General features: G+C 59.2%; 24 protein-coding genes. 7 read left to right on the forward strand and 17 right to left on the reverse strand.

Features of this window, described 5'->3' with window-relative positions:
- Positions 1–30: 30 nt before the first annotated feature.
- Complete coding sequence (locus tag ACT3UA_RS05405; protein WP_255248385.1) at positions 31–642, forward strand: uridine kinase family protein; 612 nt, start codon at positions 31–33, stop codon at positions 640–642.
- On the opposite strand, the gene ACT3UA_RS05410 is transcribed toward ACT3UA_RS05405, so the two are convergent.
- Together ACT3UA_RS05410 and ACT3UA_RS05415 are read right to left on the reverse strand one after the other, a co-directional pair.
- Entirely contained in the window at positions 639–1,457 is an 819-nt protein-coding gene (locus tag ACT3UA_RS05410) for a thioesterase family protein (RefSeq protein ID WP_096284897.1), read from the reverse strand. The two genes, ACT3UA_RS05405 and ACT3UA_RS05410, sit on opposite strands and share 4 nt — an antisense overlap.
- 72 nt (positions 1,458–1,529) lie before the next feature.
- On the reverse strand, positions 1,530–2,111 hold the full coding sequence (locus ACT3UA_RS05415) for a helix-turn-helix domain-containing protein (protein ID WP_096285289.1): 582 nt from the start codon (positions 2,109–2,111) through the stop codon (positions 1,530–1,532).
- Between the two features lie 77 nt (positions 2,112–2,188).
- Here ACT3UA_RS05415 and ACT3UA_RS05420 point away from each other — a divergent pair, with 77 nt between their 5' ends.
- The 3 genes from ACT3UA_RS05420 (at position 2,189) to ACT3UA_RS05430 (ending at position 4,913) form a co-directional block, all read left to right on the forward strand.
- Entirely contained in the window at positions 2,189–3,118 is a 930-nt protein-coding gene (locus tag ACT3UA_RS05420) for an NAD(P)/FAD-dependent oxidoreductase (RefSeq protein ID WP_096284899.1), read from the forward strand.
- 46 nt (positions 3,119–3,164) lie between these two features.
- Entirely contained in the window at positions 3,165–4,175 is a 1,011-nt protein-coding gene (locus ACT3UA_RS05425; protein ID WP_096284901.1) for a MerR family transcriptional regulator, read from the forward strand.
- A 534-nt stretch (positions 4,176–4,709) separates the two neighbouring features.
- On the forward strand, positions 4,710–4,913 hold the full coding sequence (locus tag ACT3UA_RS05430; protein ID WP_096254701.1) for a cold-shock protein: 204 nt from the start codon (positions 4,710–4,712) through the stop codon (positions 4,911–4,913).
- A gap of 77 nt (positions 4,914–4,990) precedes the next feature.
- Here ACT3UA_RS05430 and ACT3UA_RS05435 read toward each other — a convergent pair whose 3' ends face one another.
- The 10 genes from ACT3UA_RS05435 to ACT3UA_RS05480 all read right to left on the reverse strand — a co-directional run bounded on the left by ACT3UA_RS05435 (position 4,991) and on the right by ACT3UA_RS05480 (position 16,488).
- Positions 4,991–6,220 (reverse strand): FAD-dependent oxidoreductase, encoded by a 1,230-nt coding sequence (locus ACT3UA_RS05435; protein WP_096284903.1) that lies wholly within the window; start codon positions 6,218–6,220, stop codon positions 4,991–4,993.
- A gap of 51 nt (positions 6,221–6,271) precedes the next feature.
- Entirely contained in the window at positions 6,272–7,543 is a 1,272-nt protein-coding gene (locus tag ACT3UA_RS05440) for an MFS transporter (RefSeq protein WP_096285291.1), read from the reverse strand.
- Between the two features lie 140 nt (positions 7,544–7,683).
- Positions 7,684–8,658, reverse strand: a complete 975-nt coding sequence (gene nrdF / locus ACT3UA_RS05445) for a class 1b ribonucleoside-diphosphate reductase subunit beta (protein WP_096284905.1) — start codon at positions 8,656–8,658, stop codon at positions 7,684–7,686.
- A gap of 210 nt (positions 8,659–8,868) precedes the next feature.
- Entirely contained in the window at positions 8,869–11,007 is a 2,139-nt protein-coding gene (gene nrdE / locus ACT3UA_RS05450; RefSeq protein WP_096284907.1) for a class 1b ribonucleoside-diphosphate reductase subunit alpha, read from the reverse strand.
- 2 nt (positions 11,008–11,009) lie between these two features.
- Positions 11,010–11,492: a class Ib ribonucleoside-diphosphate reductase assembly flavoprotein NrdI gene (nrdI, locus tag ACT3UA_RS05455; protein ID WP_096284909.1), complete on the reverse strand. Its 483-nt coding sequence runs from the start codon at positions 11,490–11,492 to the stop codon at positions 11,010–11,012.
- 67 nt (positions 11,493–11,559) lie between these two features.
- The gene (gene nrdH, locus ACT3UA_RS05460; RefSeq protein ID WP_096284911.1) at positions 11,560–11,790 is read right to left on the reverse strand and encodes a glutaredoxin-like protein NrdH; all 231 of its coding nucleotides are present in this window, start codon (positions 11,788–11,790) and stop codon (positions 11,560–11,562) included.
- Between the two features lie 450 nt (positions 11,791–12,240).
- The gene (locus tag ACT3UA_RS05465; RefSeq protein ID WP_096284913.1) at positions 12,241–13,056 is read right to left on the reverse strand and encodes a PfkB family carbohydrate kinase; all 816 of its coding nucleotides are present in this window, start codon (positions 13,054–13,056) and stop codon (positions 12,241–12,243) included.
- Positions 13,053–13,805, reverse strand: coding sequence for a YggS family pyridoxal phosphate-dependent enzyme (locus ACT3UA_RS05470; protein WP_343252115.1), 753 nt, complete (start codon positions 13,803–13,805; stop codon positions 13,053–13,055). Before ACT3UA_RS05470 ends, ACT3UA_RS05465 begins: the two co-directional genes overlap by 4 nt.
- A 94-nt stretch (positions 13,806–13,899) precedes the next feature.
- Complete coding sequence (gene poxB / locus ACT3UA_RS05475) at positions 13,900–15,624, reverse strand: ubiquinone-dependent pyruvate dehydrogenase (RefSeq protein ID WP_096284915.1); 1,725 nt, start codon at positions 15,622–15,624, stop codon at positions 13,900–13,902.
- A gap of 84 nt (positions 15,625–15,708) precedes the next feature.
- A complete protein-coding gene (locus ACT3UA_RS05480) occupies positions 15,709–16,488 on the reverse strand; it encodes a YggS family pyridoxal phosphate-dependent enzyme (protein WP_096284917.1) in 780 nt (259 codons plus the stop codon).
- Between the two features lie 135 nt (positions 16,489–16,623).
- Here ACT3UA_RS05480 and ACT3UA_RS05485 point away from each other — a divergent pair, with 135 nt between their 5' ends.
- Positions 16,624–17,238 (forward strand): DUF2249 domain-containing protein, encoded by a 615-nt coding sequence (locus ACT3UA_RS05485; RefSeq protein WP_176484122.1) that lies wholly within the window; start codon positions 16,624–16,626, stop codon positions 17,236–17,238.
- On the opposite strand, the gene ACT3UA_RS05490 is transcribed toward ACT3UA_RS05485, so the two are convergent.
- Both ACT3UA_RS05490 and ACT3UA_RS05495 read right to left on the reverse strand, forming a co-directional pair.
- Positions 17,235–18,317 (reverse strand): PLP-dependent cysteine synthase family protein, encoded by a 1,083-nt coding sequence (locus tag ACT3UA_RS05490; RefSeq protein WP_096284921.1) that lies wholly within the window; start codon positions 18,315–18,317, stop codon positions 17,235–17,237. The genes ACT3UA_RS05485 and ACT3UA_RS05490 overlap by 4 nt on opposite strands.
- A gap of 417 nt (positions 18,318–18,734) precedes the next feature.
- Positions 18,735–19,070: an ArsR/SmtB family transcription factor gene (locus ACT3UA_RS05495; protein WP_096284923.1), complete on the reverse strand. Its 336-nt coding sequence runs from the start codon at positions 19,068–19,070 to the stop codon at positions 18,735–18,737.
- 183 nt (positions 19,071–19,253) lie between these two features.
- On the opposite strand from ACT3UA_RS05495, the gene ACT3UA_RS05500 reads away from it, so the two are divergent.
- The gene (locus ACT3UA_RS05500; protein ID WP_444615666.1) at positions 19,254–19,988 is read left to right on the forward strand and encodes an NADPH-dependent F420 reductase; all 735 of its coding nucleotides are present in this window, start codon (positions 19,254–19,256) and stop codon (positions 19,986–19,988) included.
- Positions 19,989–20,327: 339 nt separating this feature from the next.
- Positions 20,328–20,684, forward strand: coding sequence for a hypothetical protein (locus tag ACT3UA_RS05505; RefSeq protein WP_444615667.1), 357 nt, complete (start codon positions 20,328–20,330; stop codon positions 20,682–20,684).
- A gap of 355 nt (positions 20,685–21,039) precedes the next feature.
- On the opposite strand, the gene ACT3UA_RS05510 is transcribed toward ACT3UA_RS05505, so the two are convergent.
- From ACT3UA_RS05510 to ACT3UA_RS05520, 3 genes are all read right to left on the reverse strand, one after another.
- Positions 21,040–21,345 (reverse strand): transcriptional regulator, encoded by a 306-nt coding sequence (locus tag ACT3UA_RS05510; RefSeq protein ID WP_096284927.1) that lies wholly within the window; start codon positions 21,343–21,345, stop codon positions 21,040–21,042.
- Positions 21,329–21,793: a hypothetical protein gene (locus tag ACT3UA_RS05515; RefSeq protein WP_096284929.1), complete on the reverse strand. Its 465-nt coding sequence runs from the start codon at positions 21,791–21,793 to the stop codon at positions 21,329–21,331. The genes ACT3UA_RS05510 and ACT3UA_RS05515 overlap by 17 nt, the downstream gene beginning before the upstream one ends.
- A 171-nt stretch (positions 21,794–21,964) precedes the next feature.
- On the reverse strand, positions 21,965–24,547 hold the full coding sequence (locus ACT3UA_RS05520) for an esterase-like activity of phytase family protein (protein ID WP_444615668.1): 2,583 nt from the start codon (positions 24,545–24,547) through the stop codon (positions 21,965–21,967).
- Positions 24,548–24,715 lie beyond the last annotated feature (168 nt).

Consider the following 24,715-nt stretch of genomic DNA (forward strand, 5'->3'; position numbering starts at 1 on the left):
TTCCGCGAGATTCTGCGTGATAATAATCTGGTGCCTAATTCTTCCACCCCCGTGATCCTGCTCGGCGGTCCATCCGGTTCTGGCAAGTCATACCTTGCCAACCGTTTCGGCAATCCGCACCTTCCGCTGGACGAGTTCTACCGGCAGATCAGCGAAGATGGGCACCCAGAATCTTTTCCGCGCACCGGATACGGCGAAATCGATTGGGACCATCCACGTACATGGAATCAGCACGCGGCCCTGAACGCGGTCGATGAGCTGCTGCGCCAAGGCTGCACGCAGGTGCCGAATTATTCGATTGCTACCTCCAGCTACAGCGGGCATCGTGAAGTGCATGGAACCGGCGGGCCGATTATCGCCGAAGGAATTTTCCTCTCCGAGGTGCTGGAACCATTGCGCGCCAAGGGAATCAATGTTCAGGCCTACTACGTGGACGAACCGGCGCTGCTGACCACGATTCGACGCTTCATCCGCGACGTGTCCGAGCGCCGCAAACCGGTGCTGTTTTTGGTCAAGCGCGGCTATGCGCTGTTCCGCGCCCACGGCGCAGATCGCGAAACCTACCGTGCCAAGGGCTTCACCATCATGCCCAAGGCGCAGCTGAAGAAGCTATTGGCCGAATTAGCGGCTACTCACGCTTAGAGCTGGCGCACGGTCAGTATCTGTTCGGCGCGGCCAAAGGGTCCATTGACATCGTGGAGCACGGTGGAGGTCAGGCCAATGCCGTCGGTGCCGTAGCTCTGCTGCACCTCGAGGCCGAGCCATTCTCCTTCGGGCGCACGGTACATGTGGATCTGCAGATCCAGGTTCGGGAACATCCAGCTGCCATCGCCAGGCTCGACGCGGGGCGCCACGCCATTCGCGGTATCCACCAAACCGATCAAACTTGCCAATCGCGAAGCCGGCACACCATCTAGCAGCGCATAAGGAGTCCGCAACCAGGCGATGCCCTTACCCGGGCGGCGGCCGGGAGCGGCGCGGAATTCGATGGAGCGAATGTACCCGCCGGGCCACTGCGCGGAAATATTCTGCGGCTCGCTGTCCTCGGGACCCGGCACTTCGGCATCTTCAGTTCCCGCAACCGCGGTTGAGTCTGCGGTAATCACTCGCCAGGCTCTGGCGACGATGCTGGTGCGCCCCTTGGCCGTCATTTCGGCTTCGATCAGTTCGATGGTTCGGCCCGGGCGAATCATCCGCGTGGTGACCTCGAATTCACCGGCGTGGATCAGCCCGTGAATTTCGAAGCTCAACCGGGCGATGCGCATGTCGTCGCGAGGCTGGAAGTTCTCCAAGGCATGCGTCAAGATCCCCGAGGCTGGGGCCATATGCTGTTCGTGAGGATTCCACGCTCCCTGGGTATGCCAGGAAGACCGATAGCGCCCTTCTCCCAGCTCTTCAAAGTAGAAGTCGCCGTTGGCAAGGATCTTGTCCAGTTCTTCTTCGAGCTGGTGTGTCATGAATCGATCTCCCGATCTGCAAGCTAAATGGTTCTTGATCACAGCCTAACCAAACTTGGTCCGCGATGCGGCTTAGACCGATTGCCCGTCGTGATGGTGCGCGCGGGTGCCGGCGCTGTCCATCATGCTCAGCACCTCGGCGATACCGCCGAGGGCACGAATCGAGTGCGGTGTCATGGTGTCGAATTGTGCCGCCTGCCCGGCTTTCACGTGGAAGACTCGTTCGCCGAGCCTGAGCTGCACTTCGCCGGAGAGCACGGTGAACCATTCCTTGCCCGGGTGGACCCTGTCCTCCGTTGGGATCACCTGCTGCTGCGGGTCGTAGCGGATCTTCGTGACTACCACCCCGTTGACTGCGTCGTCGTCCGATAATTTCCACATCGTCATTCCCGGTACAGAGATCGGCTCGGGGCCGATGATCACGCCTTTTCCATCGGCGGGAGCCACCAGCTCGTCCAAAGTGGTGCCCAGGGACTTGGCGATCGGCACCAGCTGGTCCAGGGCGATCCTCCGGTTGCCGGTTTCGATCCGGCTCAGCGTCGAAACGCTGAGTTCGGCCCGGTTCGCAAGGGCCTCCAGGGACCACCCCTTACCTTGGCGAAGGGCACGAATGCGCTGTCGGATGACCGAGTCTAAATCCAGTTCTTGCGTCATACGCAAAAACATACACGATCAATGCAATGTATCGATAGGTTGGATAGCGAATCAAAAACCCCGCGAAGGAGAGCACCATGGAAAAATACGACGCCATCATCATCGGAGGCGGCAACGCAGGACTAGCCGGAGCCATCGCGCTGGCCCGTTCCCGGCGCAAAGTCCTTGTGGTCGATGAAGGCAATCCACGCAACGCCGTCTCAGCGCACGCACACAATGTGCTTGGCCATGAAGGCATCAGCCCCCATGAGCTATTGGAGCTAGGCCGCAAAGAGGCAAGGGACTACGGAGTCGAGTTTGCCTCCACCCGCATTCAGTCGCTGGGCGGTTCGTTCGAAGAAGGATTCGCAGTTTCCACCGAGTCCTCGCAATGGCAGGCCGCACGAATTCTCCTGGCTACCGGACTAACCGATACCTTGCCCGAGATCCCAGGACTGCGAAAAGCCTGGGGAACCTCGGCCCTGCATTGCCCGTACTGCCACGGGTGGGAGGTGCGCGATCAGCGGATCGCCATTTTAGGTGTCAGTGAAATGAGCACACATCAGGCCCTGCTCTTTGGCCAGCTCAGCGGCACTGTCACCTACGTTAATCACGCCCCGCAATCGCTGACATCAGAAAACCGCGCACTGCTCGCCGCAGTGGAAATAGAAATCGTCGACGCGCAGGTCACCGACATAGCCGTCAGCGATGAAGGGCAGGTGCAGTCCTTGGCTTTGGACAACGGAAGCACCCTGGACGCTCAGGCCGTAGTGGTGGCAAGCCAGATGAAAGCGAACGCGTCATTGTTCCTCCAGCTAGGCGGGCACCTGAGCCAAAACCCCATGGGAGAGTTCATCTCGGTCAACGAGATGGGAGCCACGAGCGTACCTGGAGTCTACGCAGCCGGCAACGCCTCGAACTTAGGGGCAATGATTGGTTTGGCGACCGCCGCCGGAACTATGGCAGGTGCCGCCATCAATGCTGATCTAGTTATGGAATCGGCCAAGAAAAAATTAGCAAAAAAGTGACTCTCGGCTTGAACCCTCCCCTAAGGGCAGAGAATACGATGTCCACATGGAGTACAGCATCGGAGAATTTGCCGCGTTAATGAACGTGACGGTGAAGACGCTTCACCACTATGAGAAGCTCGGCCTGCTCAATCCGGCTCGGGTCGATCAGTTCACTGGGTACCGAAAGTACAGCTCGGTTCAGTTTGAAACCATGATGCAGATTCGCCAACATCAGCATCTTGGACTCCCTTTGGCCGCTATCAAACGGATCATTAGCGGCGAAGTCGATGATGACTCGTACGAAGCGATCCTCGAAAACAGGAAAGACTCACTGCGAGACAGGATCACCAAGGATCTGCAAACCTACGGTGCGCTTGCTGCGACGTTGGGCATAGAAGATGAGCTTTCAGATTTTGCCGAGATGTATTCGGCGATGCACACCATCGTTTGCGACAGGGTGCCACCGCCAATGCTCAGCGGATGCCTACGTCCAATGCCACCCCACGTTGAGGACTCCGGCTTTACGCATGGTCCCCGCTCGGCCTTGCTCAGCGTTTCGGTACCGCTCGCATCCAGAAGCGTCGGCAAACTCAGGCAGGCAACAAAGGCGCTGGCCGAGAAGCTCTTGCCAGAAACCAAAGCCGAAGAAGCCAAGGACCAGATCTGGTATTGGATCGAGACGATGGACGACCCTGAGGAGGGGACGCTATTTAGAATGCACGCGGGCATCGAGGCAAGCGAGGAAATCTCGATTGCACCCGGAGCCGTGAAAACTAATTTGCCGGATTTCCAAATTTCTTTCACCGGACACGATTTCCGGGCATTTGGCTCTGGAGCGTGGCGGCAAATGACCAACCATATGCACCACGAAATGTACGAGCAGGGAGTCCTGCCAACTGGTCCATTATTTGTCCGGCTAGGCGAAAACTCCGATTATCCCGGGGAATCTTTGGCATTCCAAGGGGGCGTCCGCGACGATTCGATTCGCCGATCCTTTGACGGAGTCGACGACCTGGATGACGAAGACGAACCCGCCAACCCATTCGATCACTGGTACTCCGATATGGAGCTCTGAGCGCCCTTGCCCTACAGCCTGGCTCGCGATGAGAGGCCGGCTGTAGGACAAGCCCGGAAAATGATGGTACGCTTAATTTGTTACCTCGACGTTTGCAGGTGTGAGTCATCCGCCAGCGAATGTTAGCAGTTTAGATTTGTAGCAAGACAAGCAAATCGTCTGTGCAGCAAATCGGTTCAACGATTCTTCGGAATTAGCGAACTCCTATCGAAACGAATTTTCATCTTCTCTTCTTCACCGCTTACAGCTCGTCCAGGCGCTTCTCAGCGTTTCCACGATGCGGCTTCCAAATTCTACTCCACTGACTCTGGCCATTATTCCACAGTCATGTCTATGGACCGCAAGGACATTTAGCGTGCGTAGCGACCTCCGTTTTGGCCGGTATCGGCAAAATCAGCATTCGATCGCTGATACCGACGGCATGGAAATCGCCCAACATAGTACTGCTCGAGGTAACCACTAATTTTCCGTTTCGGATTTCGACTCGGCAACAAGGTCACGTAGTGGCCAATGAATAAATAAGGAAATAAAAACATGGCTACTGGCACCGTAAAATGGTTCAACGCTGAAAAGGGCTTCGGCTTCATCGCTCCTTCTGATGGATCGGCAGATGTGTTCGCACACTACTCCGCAATCCAGAGCTTCGGTTTCCGTAGCCTCGAAGAGGGCCAGAACGTTGAGTACACCCTGGAAGCCGGTCCAAAGGGCCCACAGGCAACCAACATCCAGGCTCGCTAAGCTTTAGCAAAAGCCAAACTTTTGGTGCAGTACCGTCCGTATCGGATGGTACTGCACCATTGGTGTTTCTAGGGGTCCTAGCGTTCCGCTAAATTTCGCTTTGCAGCTTCCGGCGGGCGTTCGCGCAGGATTCCTACCCCCAAAAGCCGGGCTGGAATCGAAGTGATCTTGGGAAAGGTACGCAAGATTCTCGCAATAGATGCCGGCAAGAGCACGTCATTGCTTGTTTTCATCAACCGCCGCAATCCTAGGTGCATCAGCCGCTGAGTGCTCTGGACCACGACGGTCGGGAGGATGCGCCGACTCTGGACAGCGGCCACATCCCGATCCGAAATCGTTCCGGCTTTGAGCGGCTCGGCAAGTATTCGAGCCGCCGCGACTGCATCCTGAACCGCCAGGTTCACGCCCACTCCCCCAACCGGACTCATCGCATGTGCCGAATCCCCGATGCACAACAGCCCGCGGCGCCACCACCGTATCGCGCGGTTGAGTTTCACGTCCAGTAATTTAGCGTCCTGAAGTCTCAGCGCCGGGACCCCTTCTTCAAGTTCGGGAGCGGCTTCGATAATCGCCCGGTGCCACGGTTCGGTACCCTGAGCACGCAGCTCTGCGTCTTTCCCCTTCGGCAAGAGCATCGCTGTCTGAACGTACCCGGGCCGTGGAATTAGCACGAAAGATCTGTCCGCGGTGAAGGCCGGGGACAAAACATTCTTTAGATTCAATGCTCCGGGGATCTTGAACCACCAGACATCAATTGGCACGGCGAACTCTTTAATAGCGAGCCCCGCAGCATCACGGATCTTCGACCATCTGCCGTCGGCCGCGATGGTCAACAGCGCGTGCATTTCGCCGATTCCGTCGGGCCCCGAATAACGTACGCCCACAATGCGTTCCCCCACGGTGAGCACGTCGGTCACGTCGCAATTCATGCGCAGGTCAAAATTCGCTTCGGATTCACCGGCGCGAGCCAATAGATCCAGGAAGTCCCACTGTGGAGCCATCGCGATAAACGGATAGGGATGGTTGAGCTTGGATAGGTCGAGAACCGTGGCGCGGGCACCGTCTCGTGCCGGAAATTGCGCTTGGGACACCTTGCTGTAGCCGATCTTTTCAAACTCTTCCATCAATCCAAGTTCCTCGAGCAGCAACATCGTGGATGGGTGGATGGTGTCGCCACGGAAGTCACGAAGAAAATCCCCATGTTTCTCAAATACCGTCACGGGGACTCCGCTACGCGCCAAGAGGAGTCCGGCCACCATGCCGGCAGGGCCACCGCCAACGATGACGCATCGAGTTCTAGGTACCATGCGAGCTATCCCTTCAGCGAATGTCCGTGAATTTCACCTTCGCACTAATTTCTATTCGTGGATAGTCTCCGACGTGGACCTTTTGATATTTAAGGTGATCATGATCATCGCCAGGGCTAGGAGGACTAGAGCCAGTCCTTGGAAACCGATAGCGGCTAGAATCGGTCCGGCGCAGAGCCCGCCCATCACCCCAGCCAAGCTCATGCAAAGATCTGAAGTTCCTTGCAGCTGCGGGCGTTCGTTGATTCCCACTGCACCGGAAATCATGGTTGATCCCGCTACCGTTGCGGCGGACCAGCCCAAGCCCAAACAAAGCAAGGCTATGGTGGTAACCACATGATCTGCGGAGTTGGTCCAAACCAGGACACTGGCGGAGATCAGTAGCGCCTGCCCTGCCAGAATGATCACCCGTGAACCGCATTTGTCGGTCAGCCACCCGAAGACCGGCGACAGGGCGTACATGCCAGCCACGTGCATGGATATGGTGAAACCGATTAAGGTGAGCGTTGCGCCATGGTGCTGCATATGAATCGGGGTCATCGACATCATCGACACCATATACATATGCGACAGGGCCACGGTGAGCACCGCCCGGCGCGCGGCTACGGACGTACGCAATATATGCCATCCACGGCGGCGGGCCTGCCCGGAATCCGGCCGACCCAAAGCCTGACGCTGCGCTATTCGCAGCGGATCGGGCCGGAGCCCGATCCAATAGACCAGTGCACCGGCTAGCTGTGCACACATGGCGATCAGGAATCCGCCGGTATAGGGCGGAAGGTTGATGTACTGGGCGATAACCTCGCCAGGCTCAAAGAGATTCGGACCGATGACCGCACCGATGGTCGTCGACCAGACGACTACCGAAAGATCGCGTCCGCGGGTGGCCTTCGTGGAAAGATCCGTGGCAGCGAATCGCGATTGCAGGTTCATTGCGGCGCCTGTGCCAAGAATCAGCATGCCCAGCATCAAAAGCGGCCAGAAGTCGAGGAATGCGGCGGCAATAATGACCACAATGCCGCTTGCCGCCAGTACTGCACCGCTCGAGAGGGATATCCGTCGCCCATGCTTCTGCGCCATCAACGCCAGCGGAATTGCCATGAGCGCCGCGCCCAGCGTATTCATCGTGGCGGCCATGCCTGCCAGCGAGTCCAGACCCGAGATGCTGACGATCAACAAGGACCCCAGGGTCAAGGTGGCGCCGCCGCCTAGCCCACCAAGGATTTGTCCAGCTGCAAGTACCGAAATCGATTTGCGTCGAACCCTTTGCACTTGCTGCTCGTCTAATGTGCCCAGATCATTGGATGCTGATTCGATCTGCACATTCACCCCCGCGTTCGTTCATCAGTGAATCCGTTACTGTCCAAGTATCCACGATATGCAGCTGGTCGGCGGGGTATTTCTTCGGGTATGGCAATGGCCCCGTTGAGAAACGGGGCCATCGCCGGGAAGAGACTAAGCGCTTAGAAGTCCCAGTCCTCGTCTTCGGTGTTCACTGCCTTGCCGATCACGTAGGAGGAACCGGAGCCGGAGAAGAAATCGTGGTTCTCATCGGCGTTCGGGCTCAGCGCCGCAAGGATCGCTGGCGATACGTCGGTGACGGTTGCCGGGAACATTGCCTCGTAGCCTAGGTTCATCAGGGCCTTGTTGGCGTTGTAGTGCAAGAACTTCTTGACGTCCTCGGACAGGCCTACCGGATCATAGAGATCGTGGGTGTACTGAACTTCGTTTTCGTACAGCTCATACATGAGTTCGAAGGTGTAGTCCTTCAGCTCCTGCTTGCGCTCTTCGCTTGCACCTTCCAGACCCTTCTGGAACTTGTAGCCGATGTAGTAGCCGTGAACGGCCTCATCGCGGATGATCAAGCGGATCAGGTCTGCGGTGTTGGTCAGCTTCGCGTGCGAGGACCAGTGCATCGGCAAGTAGAAACCCGAGTAGAACAAGAAGGACTCGAGCAAAGTTGAAGCAATCTTGCGCTTGAGTGGGTCTTCACCGTGGTAGTAGCTCTCAATGATCTGAGCCTTCTTCTGCAGGTTCACGTTCTCCGTGGACCAACGGAAAGCTTCATCGATTTCCTTGGTGGAAGCCAAGGTAGAGAAGATCGAAGAGTAGCTCTTTGCATGCACCGATTCCATGAAGGCGATATTGGTGTACACGGCTTCTTCGTGAGGCGTCAGCGCATCCGGGATCAGCGAGACCGCGCCGACGGTGCCCTGCAGGGTATCGAGCAGGGTCAAGCCGGTGAAGACGCGCATGGTGAGCAGCTTCTCGGCTTCGGTCAGAGTTCCCCACGACTGGATGTCGTTGGACAGTGGAATCTTTTCCGGTAGCCAGAAGTTATTGACGAGACGGTTCCAAACCTCTACGTCTTTATCATCCTGGATGCGGTTCCAGTTGATTGCTTCAACCTTGTTGGCGAGCTTAATCTTCTCGGTCATTGCCCCTCATCGAAACGCTAAAAATAGAATTAGTCTGCCTACAACTGTACCGCGAATCAGGCCGAGTGACGAACTTTGAATCGATTCGTTAGAACTTTATATACCAATCTGACTAGGCATTTAACGACAATCAACCAATAAGCGACAGTGTCGCTTATTGGTTGATTGGTGACATTAATGACGAAGAGACTCAGTCAAAAACTTGAGGCATTACAGTGCGCAGGAGACGCAACCTTCAACCTCGGTGCCTTCCAGCGCAAGCTGGCGTAGGCGGATGTAGTACAGGCTCTTGATGCCCTTGCGCCATGCGTAGATCTGCGCCTTGTTGATGTCACGAGTGGTCACGGTGTCCTTGAAGAACAGCGTCAAGGACAAGCCCTGATCCACGTGCTGGGTTGCAGCGGCGTAAGTGTCGATGATCTTCTCGTAGCCGATTTCGTAAGCGTCTTCGTAGAAGTCGATATTCTCGTTGTTCATGTAAGGAGCCGGGTAGTACACGCGGCCGATCTTACCTTCCTTGCGGATCTCGATCTTCGCTGCGACCGGGTGGATCGAGGAAGTCGAGTTGTTGATGTACGAGATCGAACCGGTTGGCGGCACAGCCTGCAGGTTCTGGTTGTAGATTCCGTGCTTCATGACCGAATCCTTCAGCGCACTCCAGTCTTCCTGGGTAGGAATGTGGATTCCGTCGAAGAGTTCGCTCACTCGCGCGGTGGCCGGAGCCCACTGCTGAGTGGTGTACTTGTCGAAGAATTCTCCGGATGCGTACTTCGAGTTTTCGAAGTTGTCGAAGGTTTCACCGCGTTCCATGGCGATCTTGTTCGACGCAGTTAATGCGTGGAACAGGATCGTGTAGAAGTAGATGTTGGTGAAGTCAATGCCTTCTTCGGAGCCGTAGTAGATGTGCTCACGGGCTAGGAAGCCGTGCAAGTTCATCTGGCCCAGTCCGATGGCGTGCGACTTCTTGTTTCCGTCAGCAATCGATGGCACCGAAGCGATGTAGGACATATCGGATACCGCGCTCAGGGCGCGAATCGCGATATCCACCGAGCCGGCGATATCCTTGCCGTCCATGGCCTTGGCGATGTTCATCGAGCCGAGGTTGCAGGAGATGTCCTTGCCGACCTTCGAGTAGCTCAAGTCATCTGCGAACTCGGAAGCCGAAGATACCTGCAAGATCTCCGAGCAGAGGTTCGACATCGTGATGCGACCCTCAATCGGGTTCTCACGGTTTACGGTGTCCTCGAACATGATGTACGGGTAACCGGATTCGAACTGGATCTCTGCCAAGGTCTGGAAGAATTCGCGGGCGCTGATCTTGGTCTTCTTGATGCGCGAGTCATCGACCATCTCTTCATACTTTTCGGAGACCGAGATTTCGCTGAACGGCACGCCGTAGACGCGCTGCACGTCATACGGGCTGAAGAGGTACATGTCTTCGTTCTTGCGGGCAAGTTCGAAGGTGATATCAGGGATGACCACGCCGAGGGAGAGGGTCTTGATACGGATCTTCTCGTCGGCGTTTTCGCGCTTGGTGTCCAAGAAACGGTGGATATCTGGGTGGTGCGCGTTGAGGTATACCGCGCCTGCGCCCTGACGTGCACCAAGCTGGTTTGCGTAGGAGAAGGAATCTTCAAGAAGCTTCATCACTGGGATGACGCCGGATGACTGGTTCTCGATCTGCTTGATCGGTGCACCGTGCTCACGCAAGTTGGTAAGCGACAGTGCTACGCCGCCGCCGCGCTTGGAGAGCTGCAGCGAGGAGTTTACCGCGCGGGCAATGGACTCCATATTGTCTTCGATGCGCAGCAGGAAGCAGGAGACGAGTTCGCCGCGCTGCGCCTTGCCGGCGTTGAGGAAGGTGGGTGTTGCGGGCTGGAAGCGGCCGGCGATGATTTCATCGACCAGGCTCGTTGCCAGCTGTTCATCGCCGCGGGCCAGGTGCAGGGCTACCATGCACACGCGGTCCTCGTAGCGCTCCAGGTAACGCTTGCCGTCGAAGGTCTTCAGCGTGTAGGAGGTGTAGAACTTGAAGGCGCCGAGGAAGGTCTCGAAGCGGAACTTCTTCGCGAAGGCGCGCTTGAACAGATCGCGGATGAAGTTCATCGAGTACTGATCGAGGGTTTCACGCTCGTAGTACTCGTGCTTCACCAGGTATTCGAGCTTCTCATCCAGGTCGTGGAAGAAGACGGTGTTGTTGTTCACGTGATCCAAGAAGTACTGGCGGGCTGCGTAGCGGTCCACCTCGAATTGGATCTTGCCGTCTGGACCGTAGAGGTTCAGCATGGCGTTCAGATCGTTGTAGCTCAGGCCCTGCATATTTGCTGGGAGCTCTTTGGTGTCATTCATCGTTACTTCTTCTTGTGCGACGCTGGTGCCCAAAAGGTTTCAAGCCCTTCATTGACGTTGAGAACATCTTCCGGCGTTCCCATGAGTTCGAATGTGTACAAAACGGGTACGTCGCATTTGGCGGCAATTTTCTTGGCCGCGATGCAGTAGTACTCGCCGAAGTTCGTGTTCCCTGCGCCAATCACGCCACGCAAGTTTGCGCGGTTCTCTTCGTGACCCAGAAATTTCAAAATCTGGGGAAGGATTGAACGCTTCCCGCTTTCGCCGCCGTAGGTTGGTATGAGCAATACATACGGTGCCGTTGCGATCAGTTGCGGTTCGGTTGCAAAAACCGGGATGCGAGCCGCACTGAAATTCAATTTTTCCACGAAGCGCAAGGTGTTCTCCGATACCGAGGAGAAGTAAATCAAGTTGGTATCGGTGTATACCTTGGCTTCGTGAGCCTCAGCGTTTTGCCGTCGATCGGCAACTGCTGCTGGTGGCATTTCTTCGCCTCCGCTAGGTGGTCGACGAGTAAGTTCCCTTGGACCCCGTGCGGGGCCCGGATGCCGACTAGTTGGCTACGGCCAAGGTAGCGATCTTGTCTGGGCGGAAACCCGACCAGTGATCGTTGTCGGTGATAACGACCGGAGCCTGCTGGTAGCCAAGGCCGCGGACGTGCTCTAGGGCGGCGGCATCCTGCGAGATGTCTACCTTGTTGTACTCGATGCCCTGCTTGTCCAAAGCGCGGTATGTAGCGTTGCACTGCACGCAGGACGGCTTCGTGTAAACGGTGATTGCCATTTCCCTGTTTCCCCTTTTTAAAAGTCCTTGTTTTGGCTCGGACTCCACCATTTCCTGGTGCTTCCGGCCATCCTCTCGGATGCCCCAAAATGCTGTCTATGGGGTGCTTTCGGTGTTTCACTCACCAACGGGTTCAATACTACATCTTGTGTTTGGCCGGTCAAGCGGCCACAAGATGATGTATTACAAGTATGTCATTCCTCCACCGGGCCGTCCACAGCCACTGTGGATATTAACGGTCATTTAAACCGCGATTTCTCGCGGTCGGCCAAAACTTGTCCACAGCCTCGAGGATGGTCGATGTGGTTTAAAAATTCTTCATGTGAGATGTTCCTCGGCGTGTTCCACGTCGTCCTGCCCGACGACCGGACACTAGATGTGCCCTAGCTCCAGTGTCGGGGGCCGGACCGACACTTTAGGCGCGCATCGGCGAACTGTGGGTAAGTGATCTCAGGCCTCTTGCACCGCGAAGGCCGGATGCACCCCGGCCAATGCCTCGGAGGTGCCGGCCACCGCGCGGGCCACGGCCTCGGGCAGGGCGAGGCCGGAAAGCAGCGCACCGGTGAGCTGGCCCAGGAAGCAGTCCCCGGCCCCTTTGGCCTCGGTGCTAATCCGGCCGGTGTCGAACTGCTCGAGCTCTTCCTCGTCCATCACGAGCAAGCAGCCGATGAAATCTTCATCTTCGGTGGGCGCGGAGGTGGCGATCACATGCGCGGGGCCGGCATCCATGAGGTCCAAGGCCGCGTTGGCCGCGTCTTGCTCGTCATGGATCTGGGTTTCGGTGAGCAGCGCGAGCTCGAAGCAGTTCGGCGTCATCAGCCAAGCGTCTTCGACCAGATGCTCGGCATAGCTGGAAGCGACCTCCTCGCTCGCGTAGAGCCCGACATCCGTATCCCCGAAGGCGGGATCCAGGATCAGCCGCAGCTTCGGGTAGCGGGCCCGGGCGGCGCGGAACCAGTCGGCGATGATCCGCCCCTGGCTGGCCGCCCCGAGATAGCCGACGACCACGTAGCTGGCATCGCGCAGCGCGTCGCGGCTGAGCAGGTCCTCCAAAATGGCGCCAAGCCACTGATCCGAGATGGGGCCTCCGGCCACCGAGGGATAGTGCGGCAGATTGCTGAGCAGCACCGTGGGGACCGCCACCGTTCGGTGCCCGGCCAATTCGATCATTCGGGCGATGGCGTTGTTGCCCACCGATCCATAGGCCAGCTGGGAGCTGAGCACCACGGCGGCGACCGGGCGGGTATCTAGCTCAAAGCCGCTCATGCGTTCGCCTGCGGGTACTGGCGGGCGCCGAAGATCCCCTGACCCACGCGCACCACGGTGGCGCCTTCCTCGATGGCCAGCTCGAAGTCCCCGCTCATGCCCATGGAGAGCTGGTCGAAGCCTTCGGGGGCGCCGCCGTCGCGCAGCTGCGCCGCGGTGGTGCGCAGCAGCGCGAAGCTGGCGCGGATGGAGGACTCGTTCGTGGTGTTCGCGGCCATGGTCATCAGCCCTCGCGGGATGAGCCGATCCAGCGGGGCGATGGCTTCGAGCAGCGCACCGACCTGGCCGGCGTCGATCCCGGACTTGGTCTCTTCCCCGGAGGTGTTGACCTGGAGGAAGACCTGGAGGCTGCGGTCCTCGGCTTCCAGGCGGCGCTGCAGGGTTTCGGCGAGCTTCAGCGAATCCAGGGCATGGAACTCGTGGGCGAAGCGTGCTACGAACTTCGCCTTGTTGCCCTGCAGTGGCCCGATGACCGCATAGCGCAGTTCCGGGTAGTCGGCGGAGAATTCCTCGTATTTGGCCAGCGCTTCCTGGACCTTGTTCTCCCCCAGGGTGTCAACCCCGGCGTCGATGGCCAGACGCAGCCGGGCAGGTTCGATGGTTTTGGTGACCGGCAGCAGGCGCACCGCACCGGCTTCGCGGCCGGACCGGGCGGCGGCGGAGGAGATCTTCTGGTTGACGCTCGCCAGGTTCCGGGCGAAATCCTCGGTGGTTGCCGCCTGGGCCGCGGCCGGTTGCGAAGTTATCAAAGCGCCTGCGCCTCTTTCTGTTTGGTGGTGCTCGCTGCGAAAGCCGGCCCCGCTCACGCGGGTCCGGCTTCAAGCATAGGCATAGATCCCGGTGCTAGAACATTTGGCGCCAATTGGTCTTGGCCAGATCGAACAATTCGTCCCCGCGCCCGGAGAGCACCGTGCGGATGGCATAAAGCGCGAAGCCCTTGGCCTGCTCGACCTTGATGCTTGGCGGCATGGACATTTCCTGCCGGTCGGTGACCACGTCCAGCAACGCCGGCCCCTCGTGGGCGAGGAATTCTTTGACCGTGGCCTCTAGCTGCGCGGAGTCCTCCACCCGGAATCCCTTGAGTCCCGCGGCGTTGGCCACCGCACCGAAGTCGGGATTCTCCAGCTCGGTGGCATAGGTCACGAAGCCGGCGGCCTTCATCTCAAGTTCCACGAAGTTCAGCGAGGAATTGTTGAAGACCACCACCTTGATTGGCAGCTTATTCTGCGTGGCGGTCAGCAGCTCGCCGAGCATCATCGTCAGCCCGCCGTCCCCGGCGAAGGCGATCACCTGCCGCGTGCGGTCGATCGCCTGGGCACCGAGGGCGTGGCAGAGGGCGTTGGCCATCGAGCCGTGGTTGAAGGAGCCGAGCAGCCGGCGGTCTTCGGTCATGCTCAGGTAGCGGGCCGCCCAGATCACCGGGGAGCCCACATCGGCGGTGAAGATTGCGTCCTGGTCCGCCGCCAGATCGATCAGCCGGGCCAGGTACTGCGGGTGGATGGCCGCCTTGCCGCGCGAGGGGGTGGCCAGCTCGTCGAGTTTGGTGCGGGTTTTCGCGTAGTGCTCCAGCGCGTCATTCAGGTGCTTGCGCTTGCCCTGCCGGGGCAGTAGCGCCGAAAGCGCCGCGGCGGTGTCCTTCACCGTGCCCACCAGGGGCACATCCACGGTGGTGCGCCGGCCGAGCTGTTCCCCGCGCAGGTCGACCTGGATGATGCTGGCATGCTGCGGGTAGAACTGCTGGTAGGGGAAATCGGTGCCGAGCATCAGCAGCACCTCGCATTCCTCGATCGCCCGGTAGCCGGAGGCAAAGCCGAGCAGTCCGGTCATGCCCACGTCGAAGGGGTTCTCGTATTCGATATGCTCCTTGCCGCGCATCGAGTGCACGATCGGGGCGGCGAGCCGATCGGCCAGCTCCATCACCTCCGCGTGCGCCCCGGCGGTGCCGGCCCCGGCCAGGATGGTGACCTTGGCCGAGGATTCAAGCAGCTGCGCGGCGCGGGCAAGCTCCGCGTCGGCGGGCAGCACCCGCGGGCTGGTCTTGACGATCGCTTGGGTGCCGGCGCGTTCCATTTGGGAGAGCGCCACGTCCCCGGAGATCACCAGCACCGCAACCCCGCGCTTTTCGATCGCCTCGCGCATGGCGATGCGCAGCATCCGCGGCAGCTGCTTGGGGTCCGAGACCTGTTCGGCGTAGACCGAGCAGCCGCGGAAGATTTCTACCGGGTGGGTTTCCTGGAAATAGTTTGACCCGATCTCGTCGGTGGGGATCTGCGCGGCAATGGCCAGCACCGGCACCCGGGAGCGCTGCGCGTCGTAGAGCCCATTGATCAGGTGGAGGTTTCCCGGCCCGCAGGAGCCGACGCAGACGGCCAGCTCCCCGGTGAGTTCGGCTTCGGCGGTCGCGGCGAAGGCTGCGCCCTCCTCGTGGCGATGATGGATCCATTCCATCTCCCCGTTTTCGCGCAGCGCATCGGTCAGCCCGTTCAGCGAATCCCCCGGGACCCCGTAGATGCGCTTGACACCCTGGGTGTGGAACTGTTCGATCATGTGTTCGGCGACGGTAGGCATTAATTTCCTCCTGCAAACAAGGGGCCGGAATCCACCGGTTGATAACGCTCAGCCTACGAGAGAAAAGCGCCAGCTGGCTAACCGCTAACCGGCAAAGCCCGGCCAGTAATGCGAATCGGGCAGCGCACGAGCACCGAAGATCCCCTGCCCTACCCGCACCACGGTCGCGCCCTCGGCGATGGCCAGCTCGAAATCCCCGCTCATCCCCATGGACAATTCTTCCAACCCGATCCCCTCGGGCGCCCGCTCGCGCAGCCGGTCGCGCAGTTCGCGCAGCGTGGTGAAGCAGGTGCGCACCGCCTGCTTCTCGGAGGAGAAGATCGCCAGGGTCATCAGCCCCTTCACCCGCAGCCGGTCCAGGCCGGGCAGGGAACGCAAGAATTCTGGGGCCGCTGCCGGGTCCAGGCCGAATTTGGTTTCCTCGCCAGAGGTGTTCACCTGCACGAAAACATCCAGGGTGCGGTCTTCGAGTTCCAGCCTGCGCTGCAGCGCGGTGGCCTGGCGCAAATTATCCAGGGCCTGGAATTCGTCGGCGAAACGGGCCACGTCCTTGGCCTTATTCGATTGCAGGTGGCCGATCACCGAATATTTGAGACCCGGAATGTCGGCGAGGTTCTGGGCCTTGCGCGCGGCCTCCTGCACCTTGTTCTCCCCCAGCCAGTCCACGCCCGCCGCGATCGCCAGCCGCAGCCGCTCCTCGGGCACCGTCTTGGTCACCGGAAGCAGCCGCACGCTTCCCGGCTCCCGCCCGGCAGCGAGTTCGGCCGCCGCGATGCGCTTGCGGACCGAGGCGAGATTTGCCTTGTACTGCGCCACGGTGTTCGCAGTGGGCGCGGCGCTTGAATCCGAGGTTGCCTGGCTCATACGGTATTGCTCCTGCATCCAACTGGAGATGTTGCTGATCTGGCTTCATCGTAATACGCCACGGGCCGCCCCGGGCTCAAAGCAACTAGGCTAGAGGCAACCAGCGGGCAGGCGAGCGAAACCTTGGAGGTTGCAGTGGAGGAACAGTCAAGCAGTCACGTGATCGATGCGCGGAACATCCCGAAACCCGAACGCCACGGAAAAATCATGGAGGCCTACGACTCCTTGCCCACCGGCGGGTACCTGAGCCTGCTCAATGACCACGAACCGGTGAACCTGCACGCGGAATTCGAACGCAACCTCCCCGGCACCTATATCTGGGAGGCAACCGAACGGATCGGAGGAGACTGGGAAGTCATCATCACCAAGCTCGCCAGCACGCCGGTGCCGCGCATCATGACGAACACGGCCTGGCTCGGCGAACAAGGCAGCACGGTAGACGGCGCCATCTGGAAGCTCGAACCGGAGGGCCGCGACCTGGATGCGAATGTCATCGCACTGGCGCCAAGCCAGGAAATCGGCGAACACCGCGGCCCGGAACTGGACGTACTCATCCACGTGTTCGAAGGCACCGGGAAGCTGCACACCGAAACGGATTCGATCTCGCTAAAGCTCGGTGACGTGCTCTACCTTCCGGCACGTTCCAGGCGGCACTTCGTCGCCGGAGTCCACGGGCTGAAGTACTTCTCGGTGCATCAACGCAAGAAGACCTTGGGCCTGATGCCGGTGCTGCGCCCGGACGCCGATTAGCCTTCGAGTCGTCCGGAGTCCAGGAATCCTTCAAGCTTCGCGCGGTGCGGTGCGAGGTCCAAACCTTGGGCGTCCAGCCACTGCTGGTTGTAATAGGTGTTGGCGTAGCGCTCGCCGGAGTCGCAAATGAGCGTGACGATGCTTCCCTGTTCCCCGCGTTCGATCATGCCTGCAATGATCTGGAAGACCGCGTAGAGGTTGGTTCCCGTCGACCCTCCGGTCCAGTGCCGAGTGTGTGCCCGCAGCAGGTACATGGCGGCCAGCGAGCCCGCGTCGGGCACCTGGATCATCTGGTCGATTACTCCGGGCACGAAGGACGGCTCGACGCTGGGTCGGCCGATCCCCTCGATCCGCGACCCGAGCCCGGTGGAGTACGCCATATTTCCGGTACGCCACCCCTCGTAGAAGGACGAGTTCTCCGGATCGGCCACGGCCACCTGGGTGTCATGCTGGCGGTAACGCACGTATCTGCCAAAAGTCGCCGAGGTGCCGCCGGTGCCGGCGCCGACCACGATCCATGAAGGAATCGGGTGGCGTTCGGCCGAAAGCTGCGAGAACACGGATTCGGCAATGTTGTTGTTTCCACGCCAGTCGGTGGCTCGTTCGGCGTAGGTGAATTGATCCAGGTAGTATCCGTCGGATTCCTCGGCGAGCTGACGGGCCGCAAGGTCCACTTCGCCGGCGGCATCGACCAGGTGGCAGCGTCCGCCATAGAACTCGATGAGTTCAATTTTCTCCCTGCTGGTAGTCCGGGGTACTACAGCGATGAAAGGCAGGCCGAGCATGCGGGCGAAATACGCTTCGGATACCGCGGTGGAGCCGCTAGAGGCTTCCACAAGTGTGGTGTGCTCACCAATTTTGCCATTGACCAAACCGTAGAGCAGCAATGAGCGCGCCAAGCGGTGCTTGAGCGATCCGGTGGGATGCACCGATTCGTCCTTCAAATACAGGTCGATTCCCCACTGCTTTGGCAGCGGAAAGACATGGAGGTGGGTGTCTGCGCTGCGGTTCGCATCTGCGTCAAGCAGGGCGATCGCGGCTCGGACCCAATGGTTTGCTTTGCTAGTCTGCTCAGTCACGCACCCACTCTATCCCTAGTCCTTGACTTGGCGCAGAACGACTATACCGGCGGCCGTCGAGCTGCTTGCTGGAGGGATCTCGAATGCCATCTGGGGACGGTTCGATGAGTGGCATCCTGGCCGGGAATGCACCACGCTGCATTGCATTCCACGGAGCGCTTTGCCTTTGCTCCGGGGACAGACCGGTTCGACACGATGCACCGCAAACTTCAAATTCCCGAACGGAGCACGCTTCCGGTACTGGCGCTCGTCCATATTTCGGATCGATCGACCTCGAAAATCGGCAGGGTTTCGTGGATCTCGATTTCAGTCCTGGCCGTCAGGCTGGCAACCATCGGGCACCTCCCCCAGTCGGTCGACTCAGCTTCCTCGGAGCGCGCTGGAGAGGTTCGGCGCTTAGCGAGACGGGCTCGGCGACTAGGACTGCTTGGAGCCGCGGACCGATTCGTCGAGAACCAGCGTCAGGAGTCCCGGGAAACGTCGATCGAGTTCTTCACGTCGGATCCAGTTGCGGTGCCTGTTTCCCTGCGCCTCTTGTCTAATGAGACCCGACTCGCGGAGAACACGCCAGTGACGGGTGAGCGCGGATTTTGACACGCCGAAGTCCGAGTTGCTGCATGCCCGGCCCGGTTCTTCCGCAAGCTGCATGACGATCGCCCTGCGCACAGGATCCGCGAGGGCTGACATCACCTCGAAGAGGTCGAAATCTTCCTCTTCCGGGATGGTGAGCGGGTTTGCCAAGCGACTTGCCATGGTTCCTATCCTAATTCGCAACATAAAAAGATGTACCGCCTTACGCGTACATGATGAACGTTAGATGTACATGACTGCGCGTACAACAATTGTCCTGTTTGGTTTACGGAACCGCAAGCGTTCGGCAGCCACCGATCCAGAGCACACGCCCTGATGCTCGAAATGAATGAAAGAGGGACACCCGTGAAGATTTCCATCATTGGCGCCGGAGCAATTGGCAGTAACCTCGCCCGCCAACTCAGCGAAGCCGGACACGACGTGCTCATCGCAACTGCAAGCGGTCCAACGAGCATCCCGGCGAAGGCGACGGCTACGGGCGCACAGCCGGTCGAGCTGGAGGCCGCGACGCAGGATAGGGACGTCGTCATTCTGGCGGTTCCGTTCGGCGTTCAGCCCGTGCTCAAGAACTTGATTGCGGCTGCGCAGGAGAACACTGTGGTCGTGGACGCCTCGAACTACTACCCCGGCATGAATGGGCACATCGCAGCCGTCGTTGACGGCCAGGTCGAGAGCCTGTGGAGCCAAGAGCAGCTAGGGCGCCCGGTAGTGAAAGCGTGGAACGCCGCCCTGGCCGAAACCCAGCGGACCATGGGACGACCTGCCGGCAGCCCCGACCGGCTGGCACTCCCGGTCGCAGGCGACTCCGAAAAGGCTCGCGCAACGGTGATGCAGCTCGTGGACGACAGCGGCTTCGACGCATACGACGCCGGTGTCCTTGCAGAATCCTGGAGACTGCAGCCCGGAACCCCGGCTTACTGTACCGAACTAGGGCTAGAGGGCCTCGGCCAAGCTCTCGCCGCCGCGGAGAAAGACAAGGCGCCGGAAACGCGCGACCGGCTGATGGAGCATTTCGTCTCAATGAATACCATGCCGTCACGCGAGGAAACCGTCGCAATCAATCGCGCCGCCCACCTCTAGCCCCGCCAGCCCACAAGCCGAGGGCAGGAGAGGACGCCGAGCCGTCCGGAACACATGGCCCCGGGGAAACCTTCCAGCAACGGGTACCGGTCGCAGAATCCCCTCTGACACTGCCTGGGAGTGGGCGCCGGGTGCAGCAAACTAGCGTCGACGCCCGGGTATGCTGCGTACACGGCCTGCCCTGGGCATCTCAAGATCAGCCTCGCGTACGCTGTGAGTTCGCAATGAGCTAAACCCTCCACTATTGAGAGTTATCTTCGGGCTGGCTAGGGTAGATTGAGTGGCCCGAGTTACCAAAAAGTAACAAACCACGGGATCCTCAACGAGAGTAGGGTAAAAATGTCAAAGACTGCCAAGACTTTCAAAGAAGTCGAGAAATCGCTGAACAAATTGGCTAAGTCAGCCAAGGCAGAAATCCCGAAGGATCTTCGCGAGACGTGGAATAACGCAATCTCCGGAGTGAACGGTGAAGCTATCGGCAACGCGGGCGCCAGCCTGATCGAAAGCGTCAGTGGCAATTCGAAGGCCGCACAGCGCACCCGTTCATCCGTTGAGAACGCAGTGAAGACCGCGCAGCAGAAGCTGGGCGCGCCAAAGAAGTCCTGCAAGAGCGGCAAGCTGCTGCTGGTCGGCGCGGTCGTTGCCGCGATTATCGCCGTCGTTGTTTCCAGCACTAAGAAGAGCGCCGCTCACTAATCTCTCGCATTCAAGCTAGCCAGCGTCTAAAACCGTGGTTCTGAAATTTTCGGAGCCACGGTTTTCGCGTGCACGGGGCAAAGCGAATAGCGGCGCTGCAGACAGCTGCGTGCCGCTATCTAGAAAATCGCCAGTATTCTAATCACGGCAAATCCCAAACCTCAAGGTCGCTAGCCAACGGCCGAATCGGCTTTCAGAATGCCTAATCCCGAGCGGAGCCAAAACGCTTTACGGCTCGGCTCGCCTGAGGCAAGATGAGAAAACGTGGCAAGCTTCCCATTCGTGAAGCAATAGCGTGATGCCACCTCACCTCCGGGCCCCAAGCCGACAGCCTGGCTACGCGGGCGCCCGAAGACTAATAGCTACCTTCAGTAAGAGAACGAAGCGCCGCGACATGACGGACATAAGCCTGCCGTCCGTTGGGAGTGAGCATTAGCCGCACATGGCTTCTCCCACCCTTGGAGAATTTTTCCACGTCGATAAATTCGGCCTCGGAAAGCTGCTTCAGATGCTTGCTCAGCACCGAATCGGCAATTCCCAACGAATCACGCAGTTGAGCAAACTCGGCATATTTGAGTGGAGCCAAGCTGGCGCAGATGCGCAGACGGATTGGGGCATGAATCAGTTCATTGAACTCCCCGTGATCAGACACCGCGCTCATTCGCGTCCTTGAGCCGATTCTTGATCGTTGCCGTGCGCATACCGGTCATGCACAAACAAAGAACACCAAATAGCGCCAGCCATTTCAGGCCCGCCTCACCCCAGGACCCAGGTTCCCAGAAGTTAGCAACCTGCAAGGTCAACATAAACAGAAGAACATAGCCCATGTAGCGGCCTGAATGCCTGAGAACCGGACGCGCCTTGGGCCGCTTGCGCATCAACAGAAAATACCAGAAACCCAGGGGAATGATCAGCAAAAACAGCGCAAAGAAGGCCGGCCATGACACGTAATTCGCCAATGTACAGACCGTTGCCACGAAGGCCAGCACGGCATACATGATTTTACGCGGCGCCTCCGTGGCACCAACCATCGCCTCCGAAGCATCTTCTATTTCCGCGAGTGCTTCGCGCGGCTCATAGCCGCCCGCCACATGCTTTTCACTGTCCATCACACCCTACTTTCCGTTAAGGAAAGTCTTGACTTTCCATGGTGGAAAGTCAAGGTTTCTCCGCGCTTCGCCAACCTGGCCGAGCTGCCTTCAACAGGATTTCGAGCCTGCTCGGATGGATCTCCAAGCAGACTCGATGCCTTGCAATGCCAACTGCTAGTTTTTCAATGACTATCGACGAGCACGCGAGTTCTTGATTGCGGCTGCGAGCCCTAAGCCTGCGGCAACCAAGCCGACCGGAATCAGCCAAAGACTGTTTGCCCCGGTGTCGGCGAGCCTATCGATTTTACGCTGTTCGGGCTCCTCCTCGGAGGGTTCTTTGGTCGGTTCGGAGCTTTGCTCCTGCTTGGGCTCCGTAGTTTCTTCGCTCGGGGTTTCATTCACCTCTGGGCGTTGGGAAGGCTCGGCCGTGGGCGAAGCCTCCGGTGCTGCCGACTCGTCCGGTGTATCGGTCTCATCCGGAGTCTGCGACTCAACAGGGCGCTCGTTTAACCCAAAGACCTCTTCGGCCGCACCCAAATTAGCGAACACCGTTTCACCGCTGGCATCATCCACCGCATCGTTGTCGGTGACGATATACGCATCACCGCTGCCGGCGACGGCCAGGCCTTCGAGCTTCTCCTGGGTCCAGCCATTGGTCGCTTCAAGCACCGGAAGCACGTCTACTGCCAGTTCCTTTTCCAGCATGGTGACCTCACCGGCCGCACCTTCTGGAAGTTCAAACTTATACAGGGCCTTGAGCTCAGCATTCTCACCGTTGCGTTTGTCGCGCTCGATGACGGCGAACGATCCGTCCGGAAGCTCGGTGATTTCCGAAAGCCCATTCCACGATCCATCGTCACCGGCTGGCTCAAGCTGGTAGCCATACCAGGTGAATTCGGCAGAGTCAGGAACATACTTGCCGATGCGGACGAAGTCTTCGCCTGGCACTTCGCGCTGCAGGGTGAAGATCACCTCTTCTTCTGCGCCTTCACCGCGCACGCTGACACCTTCGAGTCCCTGTCCGCCGAGCTCTGCGACAACTTCCGCAGGCAGCGGCACTTCCTCGATGACGGCCCCGGCTTCATCAATGCGCACCAGCGCATTTTCTGCGCCTTCCTGACCTTCATGCGCAGCCCAGAACCCTCCCTCGGCACGGGCCGCGATGCCTTCAAGATCAAATTCGGCAGGGGCACCGTCCTTGGTCACCGCCATGGAGCTCTCGACCAGCGCGGGCTTCTGCGCGGTGTCGATGGAGTAAATGCGTGGTTCATAGGCGTTGTCGCTGACCGCGTAAAGCTTCTCCGAATCTTCCGGGTTCTCACTCAACCCGCTCAAGGCACCGAACGGCACCAGGTTCTCGATGCTGGATGCCAACGCCGGGAATTGCGCTTCGGTTGCACCGAAGGAGAATAGCGTAATCGACGATCGCACGCCCTTGTCTGCCTCATCGGTTTCCGAGGCCACGGCCAACAAGTCCCGGCCTGGGATCGGAAGGATGCCTTCCGGGCCGTTGGTGGTCGGCAGGGTCTGCACATATTCCGGATTGGTTGGATCGCTCAGTTCGTACACCGCGACGAAATTGCCGCGTTCCGAGGCAACGAAGGCGTAGTCGACACCGTTGAAGTTGTCGATCGCCAACCCCTCGGGTTCCACGCCCTTCTTGCCTGCGCGCTTCTCCGGGAACAGCCCCTGGGAGAGCGCCAACCGCTCGAAGGTGTTTCCTGCATCCCAAGCAACTTCGCCGGTTTCGGAATCGAAGATGGTGAAGCCTCGGCTGCCACCTTTCCAGTCCCCCTCGTTGGCGGTGGCGAGGTAGCGATCTTGGATCCAGCCGATCGCGTCCGGTTCGCGCGGAACGTCTTTCAGCGAGCCGGTGGGATCCAGTTTCCCGTCTTTTTCGATGTCTATGTTTTCCAGGTCAACGCTGCCCGCGCTGAAGGCGTCGGTAATGTCGCCGCTGGGCAGGTCGATGAGGACTACGCCGTTGTTTTCTTGGAGGGTTACCGCCAGTTGGTTTTTGGCATTGATGGTGACGTACTCGGGCTCCGGATCCTGTGGGGTGTCGAATCCGGCGTCGTTAAGCATCGGAAGCGCAATCGGGGCTTCGCGCGGCCCCGCGGTCAGCGGTACCTCGCGGACGCTCCAGGCTTCGGGGTTTTCGCCCACGAGATCCAGGATCTCGATAGCACCGGCGGGCGCCTGCGGCAGACCGCCATCTCCGGCGTCTTCGTCACGTTCGTTTTCGATGGCGATCGCCGCGTAGGCGCCGTCTTCAGAGATCGCGATGGAGTCCGGCTGTCCGGTCAATTCGATGCTGTGGACCAGCGTACGGTCAGCGATGCGCACAACGTCAACACGCCCCGAAGGGTTCGAGTAGCTTTCCGAGGTGTTGACTACGACAAAAACGTACTCTCCATAGGCGGCAACGCTAGTTGGCTCGTCTTCTGGGCTACCGAGCTGGTGCAGCGGGAGCGTTCCCAAACCCTTCGGTGCGGCGGGGTCGCTGATATCCACGAATCCCACCTGGCGGGCGAGCGCGTCAGAGTAGATCAGGGTTTTGCCGTCTTCGGAAACGGTCGAGATTTCGGAGGCAGTTTCGGCTGCGGCCCCGTCTGGGTCGTTCTGATACACCGGGTAGGTCGCGGTGCGTTCAAAGTAGCTCCCGGTTTCGGCGGTTGCGACCCCCGCCGTAGTCAATGGCGCAACGCCTACTGCGCCCACCACTATGGCTGCGGCGAGAATGCCTGCAGATTTCTTTGCAACTCGGTTCACGTTCCCTATCCCCATCAAGCTTGATATTTCCCATAAATTCCCTCTTAAGATTGGCAAATCAATCCGGCCGCGAGGTGAATTCCGGGCAACGGGAGTTGAACAAGTTGTGGCTAGTTCATTCACTCACATTTAGTTGAAATCATTCAACTAAATGTGAGTGAATGTGGG

It is taken from the genome of Glutamicibacter sp. 363, assembly GCF_052379505.1.
In the GTDB taxonomy this organism is placed as follows: Bacteria; Actinomycetota; Actinomycetes; order Actinomycetales; family Micrococcaceae; genus Glutamicibacter.

What these genes read in the sequence shown, in the direction of transcription:
- nrdH (WP_096284911.1), bottom strand. Translation starts at nt 11,790, where the DNA reads ATGGCAATCACCGTTTACACGAAGCCGTCCTGCGTGCAGTGCAACGCT.
- ACT3UA_RS05415 (WP_096285289.1), bottom strand. Translation starts at nt 2,111, where the DNA reads ATGACGCAAGAACTGGATTTAGACTCGGTCATCCGACAGCGCATTCGT.
- poxB (WP_096284915.1), bottom strand. Translation starts at nt 15,624, where the DNA reads ATGCCTACCGTCGCCGAACACATGATCGAACAGTTCCACACCCAGGGT.
- ACT3UA_RS05505 (WP_444615667.1), top strand. Translation starts at nt 20,328, where the DNA reads ATGTCAAAGACTGCCAAGACTTTCAAAGAAGTCGAGAAATCGCTGAAC.
- ACT3UA_RS05420 (WP_096284899.1), top strand. Translation starts at nt 2,189, where the DNA reads ATGGAAAAATACGACGCCATCATCATCGGAGGCGGCAACGCAGGACTA.
- nrdI (WP_096284909.1), bottom strand. Translation starts at nt 11,492, where the DNA reads ATGCCACCAGCAGCAGTTGCCGATCGACGGCAAAACGCTGAGGCTCAC.
- ACT3UA_RS05465 (WP_096284913.1), bottom strand. Translation starts at nt 13,056, where the DNA reads ATGAGCGGCTTTGAGCTAGATACCCGCCCGGTCGCCGCCGTGGTGCTC.
- nrdF (WP_096284905.1), bottom strand. Translation starts at nt 8,658, where the DNA reads ATGACCGAGAAGATTAAGCTCGCCAACAAGGTTGAAGCAATCAACTGG.
- ACT3UA_RS05480 (WP_096284917.1), bottom strand. Translation starts at nt 16,488, where the DNA reads ATGAGCCAGGCAACCTCGGATTCAAGCGCCGCGCCCACTGCGAACACC.
- ACT3UA_RS05410 (WP_096284897.1), bottom strand. Translation starts at nt 1,457, where the DNA reads ATGACACACCAGCTCGAAGAAGAACTGGACAAGATCCTTGCCAACGGC.
- ACT3UA_RS05495 (WP_096284923.1), bottom strand. Translation starts at nt 19,070, where the DNA reads ATGGCAAGTCGCTTGGCAAACCCGCTCACCATCCCGGAAGAGGAAGAT.
- ACT3UA_RS05430 (WP_096254701.1), top strand. Translation starts at nt 4,710, where the DNA reads ATGGCTACTGGCACCGTAAAATGGTTCAACGCTGAAAAGGGCTTCGGC.
- ACT3UA_RS05515 (WP_096284929.1), bottom strand. Translation starts at nt 21,793, where the DNA reads ATGGACAGTGAAAAGCATGTGGCGGGCGGCTATGAGCCGCGCGAAGCA.
- ACT3UA_RS05435 (WP_096284903.1), bottom strand. Translation starts at nt 6,220, where the DNA reads ATGGTACCTAGAACTCGATGCGTCATCGTTGGCGGTGGCCCTGCCGGC.
- ACT3UA_RS05425 (WP_096284901.1), top strand. Translation starts at nt 3,165, where the DNA reads ATGGAGTACAGCATCGGAGAATTTGCCGCGTTAATGAACGTGACGGTG.
- nrdE (WP_096284907.1), bottom strand. Translation starts at nt 11,007, where the DNA reads ATGAATGACACCAAAGAGCTCCCAGCAAATATGCAGGGCCTGAGCTAC.
- ACT3UA_RS05510 (WP_096284927.1), bottom strand. Translation starts at nt 21,345, where the DNA reads ATGAGCGCGGTGTCTGATCACGGGGAGTTCAATGAACTGATTCATGCC.